10 protein-coding genes and 1 tRNA gene are annotated in these 12,358 nt (G+C 51.6%); 8 read left to right on the top strand and 3 right to left on the bottom strand.

Annotated features, from left to right (window positions below):
- Positions 1-77 precede the first annotated feature (77 nt).
- Positions 78-164: transfer RNA gene (locus tag HMPREF9156_RS0106545), tRNA-Leu, on the top strand.
- 176 nt (positions 165-340) lie between these two features.
- On the opposite strand, the gene HMPREF9156_RS0106540 is transcribed toward HMPREF9156_RS0106545, so the two are convergent.
- The 3 genes from HMPREF9156_RS0106540 to HMPREF9156_RS0106530 form a co-directional block, all read right to left on the bottom strand.
- On the bottom strand, positions 341-925 hold the full coding sequence (locus HMPREF9156_RS0106540) for an HdeD family acid-resistance protein (protein WP_007147978.1): 585 nt from the start codon (positions 923-925) through the stop codon (positions 341-343).
- A 102-nt stretch (positions 926-1,027) separates the two neighbouring features.
- Positions 1,028-3,316 (bottom strand): YhgE/Pip domain-containing protein, encoded by a 2,289-nt coding sequence (locus tag HMPREF9156_RS0106535; RefSeq protein ID WP_007147977.1) that lies wholly within the window; start codon positions 3,314-3,316, stop codon positions 1,028-1,030.
- Positions 3,313-6,000 (bottom strand): YhgE/Pip domain-containing protein, encoded by a 2,688-nt coding sequence (locus tag HMPREF9156_RS0106530; RefSeq protein WP_007147976.1) that lies wholly within the window; start codon positions 5,998-6,000, stop codon positions 3,313-3,315. The genes HMPREF9156_RS0106535 and HMPREF9156_RS0106530 overlap by 4 nt, the downstream gene beginning before the upstream one ends.
- 254 nt (positions 6,001-6,254) lie before the next feature.
- Here HMPREF9156_RS0106530 and HMPREF9156_RS0106525 point away from each other — a divergent pair, with 254 nt between their 5' ends.
- The 7 genes from HMPREF9156_RS0106525 (at position 6,255) to HMPREF9156_RS0106490 (ending at position 12,352) form a co-directional block, all read left to right on the top strand.
- A complete protein-coding gene (locus HMPREF9156_RS0106525) occupies positions 6,255-6,563 on the top strand; it encodes a type II toxin-antitoxin system Phd/YefM family antitoxin (protein WP_007147975.1) in 309 nt (102 codons plus the stop codon).
- Positions 6,560-6,910 (top strand): type II toxin-antitoxin system RelE family toxin, encoded by a 351-nt coding sequence (locus HMPREF9156_RS0106520; protein WP_007147974.1) that lies wholly within the window; start codon positions 6,560-6,562, stop codon positions 6,908-6,910. Before HMPREF9156_RS0106525 ends, HMPREF9156_RS0106520 begins: the two co-directional genes overlap by 4 nt.
- 89 nt (positions 6,911-6,999) lie before the next feature.
- Entirely contained in the window at positions 7,000-8,124 is a 1,125-nt protein-coding gene (locus tag HMPREF9156_RS0106515; protein WP_007147973.1) for an alpha/beta fold hydrolase, read from the top strand.
- 451 nt (positions 8,125-8,575) lie between these two features.
- Entirely contained in the window at positions 8,576-10,054 is a 1,479-nt protein-coding gene (gene abc-f / locus HMPREF9156_RS0106505; protein ID WP_007147972.1) for a ribosomal protection-like ABC-F family protein, read from the top strand.
- Between the two features lie 126 nt (positions 10,055-10,180).
- Positions 10,181-10,840 carry an NUDIX hydrolase gene (locus HMPREF9156_RS0106500; RefSeq protein ID WP_007147971.1) on the top strand — a complete coding sequence of 220 codons (660 nt, stop codon included), beginning with the start codon at positions 10,181-10,183 and terminating at the stop codon, positions 10,838-10,840.
- Positions 10,841-10,960: 120 nt separating this feature from the next.
- A complete protein-coding gene (locus tag HMPREF9156_RS0106495) occupies positions 10,961-11,662 on the top strand; it encodes an FhaA domain-containing protein (RefSeq protein ID WP_007147970.1) in 702 nt (233 codons plus the stop codon).
- Positions 11,663-11,782: 120 nt separating this feature from the next.
- A complete protein-coding gene (locus HMPREF9156_RS0106490) occupies positions 11,783-12,352 on the top strand; it encodes an FHA domain-containing protein FhaB/FipA (RefSeq protein WP_007147969.1) in 570 nt (189 codons plus the stop codon).
- Positions 12,353-12,358 lie beyond the last annotated feature (6 nt).

Below are 12,358 nucleotides of genomic sequence, written 5' to 3'. Positions count from 1 at the left end.
TCCCGGAGATCGCGCCACGCCAGCCCGGGCACCCATGCAGGGTCTGGGGTGGGTGCGTGTTAAAGTTTTTCAGGTACGCGCACGTGGCGGAATGGTAGACGCGCTGGCTTCAGGTGCCAGTGGCCGTTAAGGCCGTGGGGGTTCAACTCCCCCCGTGCGCACCAGTATTTGTATACACCTGATATCCCAGTATCCGTTAAATAAAAGTCCGTTAAATAAAAGTTCACTAAATAAATAAAATGGATGCCGGGGAAAATTTCCGGGGCATCCTTAGATATCCATTACCAGTTATTATCGGTCAGCCATTCAGCTGATCCTGTTATCGTACTGCCAGCAGCATTTAATTCAGCGATTTCGATATTGCAAAAGCCCGCACTGCTGCAGAGATACCGAGAACAATGAGCGCTATACCCGCAAAGATGATAAAGAACTCTGTGCTCCATGCCGGTGATGCCAGAACAACGATACCAGCTATAACAGAAAGCAGCCCGTAGAATATGGACCAGCCCGGTGCAAGCTGTGTGGCAGCTGTAGCGAATGACATCATACCTTCAATGAGCCATGAGATTCCAACAAAAATCGTCATATAAACTGCAAGCCATGCACCGGAAATGAACGGTGCCCGAAGGACGGAAATACCCGCGATCAGCAGAAGTATGCTGAGCAGTATCTGGAGTACCCTCCATCCATCCGATATGCCTTTGATGCGGAATAATGCCACCAGGCGCACAATGGCATCGACAATAAAATAAAGCCCCATGATAACAGCAACAACTGCAAGTGTGTGCCCCGGCCAGGCCAGCAGGCAGACACCTGCCACAATGGCTACGATACTCAGGATAATAGTATTCCTGCGGACGACTCTGGCGAGTTCATCAGTAACCGTTTCAAAGAAATCCGGGATATGATCGAATTGCTGTGACATATTTTGCCTCCTTATAGTCACTAATATAATCACTGATTTGCTGTACCAGCAGGATACTCAGGCAGGGCCTTCAGCATACGGCTGCCGGTGTTGCCGGCAGTATCAGTATACTTTGGTGCTGTCGACCTGCCTTGTGAACCATGTTGTCATCAGGATAAACGGCCTGCGCAGGATAACACCTATAAACAGGGCAGCGAGCGCAAAAATAGACAGCTGGGCCATATATATGCCGTAATTCGCGCGGTAGGGGCCTGCTATCGCCTCCCTCATTGCATTGATAGCATAGGGGAAGGGGAACAGCGGGTAGATCACCTGGAACGGTTCAGGGAGCATCTGTATAGGGAATGTCCCTCCGGTACCGGCAACCTGCATGACAAGAAGGACTACAGCTATAGCTTTGCCCGCTGCACCGAATGCCACAGTAAGCGCATACATAAGGCTGGAAAAGACGAATGCGCACAGCCATCCCGCTACAAAGAACTGCCACGGTTTTTCACACTGTATTTTCAGGAACCACAGGTCCCCCATGCATATCAGTGTTGCCTGGGCGAGGGCAAGAAGCATGAATATTATATAGCGTCCGAAATATTCTTCGTTCAGATGCAGCCCAAGGAAACGCATATTCCCCGGCGTTTCAGCCCGCAGCGGTTTACCGCCCACCAGTACAGGCACTTCTTTCAGTTTCAGGGCAGCAGCCTTCCCCTCATCAGAGATTTTTGCCTCCATCATTGCCACCAATATGACGCTTCCAACCCAGATAGCCAGGACTGTATAGAACGGGGCCATCTGTGAGCCGTAATTCTCCATAGGGTATACGGCATGGCGCTCAAGCCCTACCGGCTGTGCGAGAAGGCTGGCGAGCAGGGATGCATCAATATTCTTACTTGAGCCGAGCTGCGAAAGAAGCCCCTTGACCCCTGTATTGGCTATTTTTGCTGTAAAAGCGCGCAGCCTGGCCGCAGTCCTGCTGAGGTTGCCCGCACCTGAATCCAGCGATTTACGGATATCCGCAATGCTGGATGATGTCGTAGAGCTGAAGTTTGAAATATCCGATGCCACACCGGACATATCGGCATTGATCGAATCAAGGCCTGAGAAAACCTTGGAAACAGAGCCGGACAGCTGGTCCAGCTGCGGTCTGACAGTATCGTTGAAATCTTTTTTTGCACGCCGGACAGAAGAAATAATGTCTGCTATCTGCTTTTTCATCCGGGCGCGCTGCGTGCTGACAGCCGAATCTGCAGTGGTGAGTGCTGTACCTGTATCGCTGAGGGCCTTAGCCAGGTCCGTATGGTCCCGGGCCACAGATTTAAGCTGCGATACCTGGGCGTCAAGCACGCCCGTCATCTGGGAACGTGCTGCGGCGCTCAGGGATGCATCAGATGCTATCGAATCGCGCAGCCTCTGGAGCGAATCTGCGGCAACAGTATATTTGCCGGCCTGGTCCCGTACCGCAGCAGACAGCGAGTCCAGATCCGATCTCCACGTCCCTGCCCTGCCCGAGACTCCGTCCATAAGCGTATCAACCTGGCTGCTTAACGACGACAGGCTTTTCTCGCTGGAATCCAAAGCCTTCTCCATAGCAGATCCGGAAGTGTTCAGAGCTGATCTCAAAGATTTTGCGGATGCCGCTGTGTTTTTCAGTGCATCTTTCAGGGATGACGCCCCCTGCCCGGTCTGCTTCATAAGGTCCTGGGCAGACTTGATAAGGTCTGCAGAGCTGCCCAGCAGCCCGGAATATGCTGTCATCTGGTTTGATGCTGATTCCAGGCCGTCCGCCATAGAATTCAGATTATTGACGGCGTTCGTGACGTACGAATCAAGGTTCCCGTTACTGGAATATCTGGATAGCGAACCTGCCAGGTCCAGCGCAATATTTGCCAGTGTTTTTGTGAATGTGGAATCTATCTGCGCAACGATGGAATCCGCCCCTTTATCTGTTATATGGGGCGCGATCGCATTCGATTTTTCATTGATGTAATAAGTCAGTTTTGCCCGCGTGGCATGGGGCGAGAAGAGGGTCATCATATCTTTGCTGAAAGACCCGGGGATGATGATCGCCGCATAGAATTTCCCTGATTTTACGCCGTCTATCGCGTCTTTTTCGTTTTCAAACTGCCAGTCTAGCTGTTTATTCGTGCGCAAGGCGGCTTCAATAGTGTTGCCCGCATTCACAGTGACGGGGATGAGGTCAGACTTATACCCTTTATCGGAATTGGCGACTGCCACCTTGAGGTTTCTGGTATTCCCGTAGGGGTCCCAGCTGGCCGCAATATTGAACCATGCGTACATGGCAGGGACGATCACCAGCCCCATAAGCACCACTATGCCGATAACGTTTTTAGTAGCATTGCGCAGGTCGCGTACGAAAATCCGCCAGATATGTTTCATGAGCGGCCTCCTCTCCCCTTGCCTGTGCCGCCTTCTGCGGCCGGACCGGCAGCTCCGGATCCGCTACTGCCGGTATCGGCGCCCGTATCCCTTTCCGCATCATCAGCGCCGTCCTGAGCATCCGTACTGTCATCCGCAGGGAACCAGCGCCTGCGTATATGGTCGAGTACGCTGGTCCGCATACGTTCGCCAGTCATCTCCGACAGCCCCAGCTCACGGGTGTATGATTCGCGCATATATTCAAGGATTATCAGGAACATATCTATGACGATGATGGAAACTATCCATGCTATAAGGAAACCTATTTTTACAGGCACAACGAACATAAGAACCAGGAAAATAATAGGTATGATGATTATGGAAGCGATCCCGCCCGCTATAAGGCGGGGATATACCCGCAGGAATGCCTGGGACCTCTTCCGTATCCGTTCCTTATATCCGGCACTGTCCAAAAGGTTCTGCAGTATGTTGGACAGCCTGAACCTGGAATTCGTCAGGTTATTCTTTTCCGCAATAAACAGGTCAGTCTCGCCCAGGCGCCTGTCAAATAAAGCATTAAGGTTCAGCATATACGGGCGCACATAGATGCCCACAAGGAACGCGCCGATAATAAACGGGAGAAGCATCGCGATATTGTGCCAATATGCGGCTTTATACAGGCCTCCGATGGTTTCCCGCATCGCGTTGATCCCGTACGTGAAGGGGAGCCATGGCTCAATATTGCGGAAAAACTTGGGCATCAGCTCAATGGGGTATGTCCCCGAAGAGCCCGGTATCTGCACAATCACTAAAAGTACGCCGATTGCTTTGCCAATATGCTTGAACGTTGTTGACAATGCATAAATAATACTGACGTAAGTAAAGGAAAGGAATACGCCGGCCAGGATGAACAGTACCGGGTCCTTGCACTGGATGCCCATAAGCAGATCGCCAACAGTCGTAATCAGCCCCTGGAACAGGCCGATCCCCAGGAATATGAGGAAACGGCCCATATAGGCGTCCCTGGCCCTGAACTTTTTCAATCCTTCGCGGTCAACTTCAATTTTGATGATTGCAATAAGGATAAAACCGCCGACCCATAATGCAAGATTGGTATAAAACGGCGCGATTGCAGACCCGTAATTCGATATCGGATACACGGCCTTTGTTTCCAGGGAGACAGGCGACGAAATAAAGGTGCTGATCTCCTGGGGGTCAAGGGATATATTCCGGAGCTCACGCCAGATACGGGAGCTGTCAAGCGCAACGAGATCTGTGCGGATCTTATCAAGCTGGCGTGCGGCCTTGCCTAATGAACCTGAAGTAGCCGAAAGCGTTGCGGAAGTCCGGCCTATAAGCCCGTCAAGCTGGGAAAGTATATGCCTGGTCTGGGAAATATTGGAGCTGAGGGCGATAAGCGTCCCATCTGCAGATGATATCAAAGATTCAAACGACCCCAATGTTGCGGAAAATGTTGCAGAAAGGTTCCCGTTCAGCTGGCTGTTCGCAGTATTGAGAAGGTTCGCGCCGCTGTTTGCCCCGTTAGACAGTGCTGATCCCATATTATTGGCCGCCGTCTGGGCACTGCTGAGCGCTGAGCGGGATGCAGAAGTAAAATTCTGCAGCGCAGCGCGCTGGGCATTCGCCCGGTCACGCAGCGTACTGATCTGCGCCTCCATAGCCTTATATGTATCAGACCCTCGCGGTATACCCGAATTTTCCAGTGCATTGCCCAGCTGCGACACGATGCTGTCATTGAGGGAGACTATCAGGCTGAGCTTTGCCTGCACGTCATTCGCGCTTACAGAAACATCAGTAAGAGCCTGGTCGATCGTTGACGTGGCATTCCCTGCCTGCATCGACAGCAGCGACAGGTTGGACGCCCCATTGGACAGCAGCAGGCTGGCCGACGAATTGAATTTATCTGCACTTTTCCTTGTAGACGATATGAGTTTCTGCGTATTTTTAAGGGATCTCCGCATATCTTCCACTGATGTGCCAAGGTCACCGAGCGTTTTGTCTACAGTTTTAAGGGAAGATTTCGACCCTTTCAGCGACGTGACCAGGCCGTCTATTGATTTTCGCGTCGATTCTATATTTTTCAGCGCATCTTCAGTAGAAGAGACTGCATCATCGCGCGTTGAAGCAAGACCGTTATCAATATCGGTACGGGCCTTCCGCAGCTGGGCAACAACAGCTTTGCTGACCTGCCGCGTAAATTCAGTGTTGATTTTACCTTCAACTGTTGAAGCGCCGATATCAGTAACCTTAGGGGCGATAGGGTTCAGTTTTTCGTTCACATAATACTGGAGCTGCGGACGTCTGCCTGAACCTTCAAGTGCACCCACAAGATGGGAGCTGAAGTCCCTGGGTACTATGAGTGCAGCATAATACCTGCCGGAAGCGACCCCTTCCCTGGCCCCGTCACCGGAAACGAACTGCCACCCCAGGGAATGGTTGCTTTTCAGCTGTTCCATCAGCTGTTTGCCGATGTTGACTTTCCCCGTCAGGGAACTGTACGACCCGGCATCTTCATTGGCTACAGCGACCTGGAGGTTCCCCGAACTGGAATACGGATCCCAGTTGGCAGCTATGTTTGCCCATGCATACAGCCCGGGCAGGAAAGCGATAGCGATAGTAACAATGAGGGCAACGGGGTTGCGCAGGACACGCTTAGCGTCGCGCACAAAAATACGCCATGCCATACTTTAGCCTCCAATAGCCCTTAAGCAGCACTAAGTACTATCTGCTTCCGTTTTACGACCGTAAATACTTAACTATAGTACGGGCATTGATATCTTTATGCCGTGCCATGTACCGGACTCCCCCGGAACCCTCATATAAAGGCTGCCGGGCAGAAGGTATCCCGCATGCCTGTTGACGGAATTCTGTTCCCATTCTATACTGAAGGTACTTATTATTGTAATGAATATATTAATGTAAAGAAAAGGACAGACCGATGGATACCGCAACCCTTATTGATAACATAGTCCCCATCAGCACTTTCAATCAGGGAGGCGCAAGCAAAGCATTCGCGCGCGTTTCAGACGGATCGCCGGTAATCGTCCTTAAAAACAACAAACCCAGTGCAATTATTATCAGCCCTGAAGATTTCAAAAAATACGATGAGGCAATGGAAGACCTCGGGCTCCTTCAGCTTGCACAGGAGCGCCTGAGCGGCTCCCACCATGGGCTTCTTGATCCCAACGACGTATGGGGAGAAAACTATACGCCCGTTGACGATGGCTACGAGGCAGACTTCGAATGATCCGGTGGACTGAAAAATGGCTCCCCGAGGCCCGGGACGACATGAAGAAACTCGGCGAACCCCGTAAATCACACGTTTACAAGGCAATCAAAAAAGTCAGGGCCAATCCGCTGCCCCAGAGTGAGGGCGGTTATGGAAAACCGCTGGGAAACAGATCTGGCAATAACCTTACAGGCCTTCTTAAAGTCAAACTACGCAAAGATGGAATACGGATCGCCTATCGCCTGGAACGGGTACAGCATCAAATGCTGATAATCATCGTAGGGGTCCGCGATGAAAATGAGGTATATAACATGGCAGCACAGCGCACTGCAAAACGCCGCCCTTCTTCTCCGGACAACGGCTGAATACTGCCTGTCCAGCTGGTATAAAGGTGTTATACAGCTAATTTACCTGTTACGCTTTATAATCCTCATTCATGGTGTAGAATAAATATATGGTTTCAACGATGATAAACCTCAAGAATGTGCACATCCTTAGTGAAAACGATTATGCCCGCACCATGGAACACATTGTCCTGCCCGCACTTGCGCAGGTCCGTACAGAGGGGTGGATGGAACCCGCAACGCACAAGGATCTCCGTGAGCTGCCCATACCGGACGGGTCGCATAACGGGATGCTGCATTACGTTTCATATACCCACAGCAAAAGTGCGGAAGATAAAACCCCGCCGCAGCAGGAACAGCACGCACGACAGACGCGGCAGACAGAGGATGGAAGCAGGCAGCGGGACGGCAGGCCCGGCATTGTTATTTCACATGGTATTACCGGGATCATCGGCCACTATGCCGAGCTGTCCTACTACTTTTTCCAGGCGGGTTTTGATGTATGGATAATGGAGCACCGCGGGCATGGGCTTTCACCGCACGATGTTTCAGATCCGTCCGTTGTCTGGATAGACGACTGGCGCAGATACGTCCTTGACCTCGCAAAATTCACCAGAGAGGTCGTACAGCCGCACACTGCAGGGGCACTGGGACTCTTTGCCCATTCTATGGGCGGAGGGATCGGCATCAGCCTGGCGCAGCAATACCCGGAACTGTTCAGCAGGATAGTACTCAGCTCCCCCATGGTCATGCCCCAGACCGCAGGTGTGCCGGCACCCCTTGCACGCGCGGCAGCCAGGGTTATCTGCATGATGGGCAAAGGGAAAAACCGCATATTTACTCAAAAACCTTTCAGCCCTGTGCTTGACGCGGAAAGTGTACGCGGAAAATCGCCTGCCCGCGCGCAATGGGGTTTTGACGCACGCCTCGCAGATGTTCACTATCAGACAAGCGCACCGGCATACCAGTGGCTTGCGGAAGCTTTCGCCTTAAGCAGGTCGGTCCTTGAACCCGAAAACTGTGCACGCATACAGGCTCCTATCCTGCTGTTCAAAGCAGAGAATGATACTTCTGTGCGCTTGGATGCAATCGAAGATTTTGTTGACACAGTGCTCAGCGCCGATGGGGATATTGAGAGGGTGCTCGTCCCGCACGCCCCGCATACGCTGAACGAATGCCATAACGATATTTTTGCACCTTTCGTTGAAAAAACACTGGAATTCCTGAGCGTATAAAGCGCGCAGGGTGTTTCCAGGACGCGGGGGTCGCGGCTGCAGGCGGAACCGGTTCCGTAAAGGCAGCTGCTGCAGCCTGTTTTATGTGGTATAGTTACTGGCAGACCATATTTTCTTATTTTCTTATAGAAAGAGGCGCAGCAGTGTACAGCTTTTCCTGCAGGTAAACCAGCAATACAACTATAAATATATCCAATAAAAGTTATTTTATTAAATTGTTATTTGTATCTGCTGTGCCGCTGCAGGAAGCTGACGGGAAGGCCGCAGGGACATGCGGTGCGCAGCGTTCAAGATCAAAAGGTTGAATCAGCCATGAACCGAAGCTGATTTCCCATATATCACACTGCACTGCATAAGAGCTGTCAAAGCACAGATCCCCTCCCCCTCCCATAACCAATCCCGCAGCTTCCCCCTTACGCACAGCGATCCATCTGACGTCAAGGAGGCATATATGTCAATGATCAAAGTTGAAAACCTGACTTTCGCTTATCCGGGAAGTTACCATAACGTATTTGAAAACTGTACTTTCCATATTGACACCAGCTGGAAACTCGGTTTTGTAGGAAGGAACGGGCGGGGCAAAACCACGCTGCTTAAGCTGCTGATGGGCGAATACGAATACAGCGGGAAGATCATCAGCTCAGTCGAGTTTGACTATTTCCCCTACCCTGTGAGCAATAAAGGCAGGGCAACCTTTGAAATACTGAGCGGAATATGCCCCGCTGCAGAAGAATGGGAATTCCTCCGTGAGCTCTCATACCTTGACGTAAGCCCTGACGCACTATACAGGCCTTTCATGACCCTTTCCAACGGAGAGCAGTCGAAAGCCCTGCTCGCCGCACTTTTCCTTAACGAAGGGCACTTCCTGCTGATCGATGAGCCCACTAACCACCTGGATGCAGATGCGAGGGAACTCGTCTCCCGCTATCTGAGGAAAAAGAAAAGCTACATCCTCGTTTCCCACGACCGCTATTTCCTTGACGGCTGTGTAGACCATATCCTTTCCCTGAACAGGGCAACTGTTGATGTGCAGAACGGCAATTTTTCCGCCTGGCTGCAGAATTTTGAACAGCAGCAGTCATTCGAGAAAGCAAAGGACGAGCATCTGCGCAAAGACGTACAGCGGCTGAAACAGGCTTCCCGGAGGACTGCTGACTGGTCAGACAGGATAGAAGCCTCCAAATATGGGAACGGCCCTGTAGACAGAGGCAGCATTAGCCACAGGGCTGCAAAAATGATGAAACGCTCCAAAACCATAGAAGCGCGTCAGATGAAGGCGATCAAAGAAAAATCTGCACTGCTCAAAAACACAGAAACTGCAGAAAAGCTGAAAATACATCCTCTGGCCTATTACAGCGAAACGCTTGCCTCGCTTTCACACGCAGCCCCGGCGTACAACGGCTCCCCCGTCTGCGAACCGGTCTCATTCGAGATAAGGCAGGGCGAACGGACAACACTTACAGGAAGGAATGGAAGCGGCAAAAGCAGCATCCTGAAACTGCTGGATGGCCAGGATATCCCGCATACCGGTACCGTGTCCGTTGGCTCCGGGCTTGTCATATCTTATGTTCCGCAGGATACATCTTTCCTTAAAGGCACGCTTGACAGGTTTGCCGCGGACAGCCAGATAGACGGGACACTGTTCAAAACGATCCTCAGGAAGCTGGGTTTTGAACGGATCCAGTTTGAGAAGGATATGGAAGATTACTCTGCCGGGCAGAAAAAGAAAGTCCTCATCGCAAAAAGCCTGTGCGAGGAAGCCCATCTTTATATCTGGGACGAACCCCTCAACTTTATTGATATCTATTCGCGCATGCAGATAGAGCAGCTTTTGCAGGAGTATGCCCCAACAATGGTTTTTGTGGAGCACGACCGCGCATTCCGGGAACTGGCGGCTACACAGGAAATCCCTCTGCAGCCGATAAGATAACAGCTTACATCTTATCGCGAAATCAAGGATATATCTTTATAGATATATCATGACAGTATTGTTCCTGACTATCTTATAGATATCCAGTACGGAACGAAGTTAAACGCTGGAGTTATAAATAAAAGTATGGCGAACAGCACAGATACAGCAGATACGGCAAATACGCCTGGGACATCAGGCCAAATCTACCCTGGCACATTCAGCGCAAAGGTCATAAACCGGAAGGAACTTTTCACAGGGCCGATCTTTAAGGTCGAACGGCTTAATGTACAGCTCGAAGGGATAGCAGGCACAGCGGATGACCCTGTCACCATACAGCGCGACCTCATTGCACACTCCCCCTGCGTTGTGATGCTGGTGCATGACGTGCCCGGCGACCGGTACCTGCTGCAGTATGAATACCGGGTAGGCGCAGGCCGCTTTGTACCAGGAATACCTGCCGGGTTCATCGATGAGGGGGAAAGCCCCGAAGAGGCTATGCTGCGCGAGATTCGCGAAGAGACCGGCATTATCCCCGCCGAGGCTTCCGGGGCTGCAGCATCCTATTCCATCGACCATGCCGGGGCGTTCTACTCTTCAGAAGGCATGACAAACGAATTGGCGCATATCGCCGTTATCCATCTTTATCAGTGGGAACAGTCCGAACAGCATCTTGATGCCCAGGAATACATCCGCGGAGCGTGGGTGGACTGGGATACCCTGCTGGGTTCAGGGATCACCGCCTCAAATTCAACTATCGCCGTCCAGCATGAAATGATCCGCCGCCTGAAAATGAAAATAAAGTAAAAATTTATACCAAAAAAGATGCGCACGCAAAGACTTTGCAATAATTCCTATGTAACAGGTTTTAGGAATTCTTTTATTTATAGTATGGTAGCAGGTAGATAAAAGCCAGGAAGGACTATTATGGGCTTTCTCGATAAATTCGAAAAAGGTATTGGGGGCGCCGTTAATGGCGTATTCTCCAAGTTCGGTTCTAAAGATTTGCAGCCGGTAGACCTTTCGAGCGCGCTTGAACGCGAAATCGACTCTCAGGCAATGGCGGTACGCGGGGACAGGACCGTAGCCCCCAACGAGTATCGGTTCAAGCTTTCCACACCAGACTTTGACCACATCGAACAGTGGGGTTCTGAAGCACTCGCCAATGAGCTTGCAGACAACCTCACCAAGTATGCCGAAGGCCAGCACTACGCATTCGTAGGGCCTGTAGTAGTCATTTTTGAAGAAGACCTTGACCTGGCGCGCGGCGACTACAAACTTATGAGCGAGTCAGTACAGGGCAATGCAGCACCTGTCACAACGGATGCCGATAATAACGACTGCCCCATCCTTGAGATCAACGGCCGCCAGTACCTCCTTACAGCAGATAAAACTGTCCTGGGACGCGGATCCAACTGCGACATAGTCATTGACGATCCGGGAATTTCCCGCCACCATCTTGAGATAGATATTACAGATAAAGGCGTTATCGCCCGCGATATGGGCTCCACCAACGGCACATTCGTTGAAGGACATCAAGTACCCGCTGCTACACTGGTAGATGGCAATACAATTACTATAGGACGCACGCGCATCCTGTTCTGGGCCTCTTCGCAGGTCCAGCAATAGAAGGCGCTTACGGACAGCAGCATTGCACGCCATGTACATGCATCCCGGCCTGGGCAGCAAAGGTGCGGGGACTTGTGCTGACGCAGCCGCAATGGGAACACTACAACATAAGAGCACACCATGATAACAGATCTGACATTCGCAGTCATGAAGTACGGCTTTCTGGCCTTGCTGTGGGTCTTCGTGTTTCTCGCTGTACGGTCATTGCGCAAAGACGTACTGAATATGAGCCCTCCTCCCCGCAAGCGGGGCCGGAGGAACGACAGCAACACTTCGCAGCCGTCGTCAGGCGGCAGGCGCAGCTCCCGTAATTCCGGGCAGCAGTACGCTGCTGCTGCGTCCCCATCCCAGCCGCAGCCTGCGCCGCAGCCCCAAATGCAGCAGGGTGCAGGCAATCAGGCAAGTATGCTTACTATTATTGACGGCCCCTTGTCCGGCACTACATACACTTTAGGCTCGCAAAGCATTACGCTCGGCCGTGCCCCTGACAACGTAGTCGTGCTTAATGACGAATTCGTATCATCCCACCATGCCCGTGTTTACGTTGACCCTACAACAGGGCGATGGGCTATTGAAGACCTTGGCAGCACAAACGGCACTGTTGTGAACAGGCAGCGGCTTGCCCGGAGTATGGTCCTCCCTGCCGGTGTGCCTGTACGCATTGGCGGCACTACTTTTGAATTGAGATAGGAGGTA

Origin of the sequence: Scardovia wiggsiae F0424, from assembly GCF_000269605.1 — a bacterium.
In the GTDB taxonomy this organism is placed as follows: Bacteria; Actinomycetota; Actinomycetes; order Actinomycetales; family Bifidobacteriaceae; genus Scardovia; species Scardovia wiggsiae.
Note: the sequence above shows the minus strand (reverse complement) of the source record. Positions and strands in the feature narration are given on the sequence as shown.

Excerpts from the sequence above, each read along its gene's own strand:
- HMPREF9156_RS0106530 (WP_007147976.1), bottom strand. The coding sequence starts at position 6,000 with ATGGCATGGCGTATTTTTGTGCGCGACGCTAAGCGTGTCCTGCGCAAC.
- HMPREF9156_RS0106535 (WP_007147977.1), bottom strand. The coding sequence starts at position 3,316 with ATGAAACATATCTGGCGGATTTTCGTACGCGACCTGCGCAATGCTACT.
- HMPREF9156_RS0106490 (WP_007147969.1), top strand. The coding sequence starts at position 11,783 with ATGATAACAGATCTGACATTCGCAGTCATGAAGTACGGCTTTCTGGCC.
- HMPREF9156_RS0106520 (WP_007147974.1), top strand. The coding sequence starts at position 6,560 with ATGATCCGGTGGACTGAAAAATGGCTCCCCGAGGCCCGGGACGACATG.
- HMPREF9156_RS0106500 (WP_007147971.1), top strand. The coding sequence starts at position 10,181 with ATGGCGAACAGCACAGATACAGCAGATACGGCAAATACGCCTGGGACA.
- abc-f (WP_007147972.1), top strand. The coding sequence starts at position 8,576 with ATGTCAATGATCAAAGTTGAAAACCTGACTTTCGCTTATCCGGGAAGT.
- HMPREF9156_RS0106515 (WP_007147973.1), top strand. The coding sequence starts at position 7,000 with ATGGTTTCAACGATGATAAACCTCAAGAATGTGCACATCCTTAGTGAA.
- HMPREF9156_RS0106495 (WP_007147970.1), top strand. The coding sequence starts at position 10,961 with ATGGGCTTTCTCGATAAATTCGAAAAAGGTATTGGGGGCGCCGTTAAT.
- HMPREF9156_RS0106525 (WP_007147975.1), top strand. The coding sequence starts at position 6,255 with ATGGATACCGCAACCCTTATTGATAACATAGTCCCCATCAGCACTTTC.
- HMPREF9156_RS0106540 (WP_007147978.1), bottom strand. The coding sequence starts at position 925 with ATGTCACAGCAATTCGATCATATCCCGGATTTCTTTGAAACGGTTACT.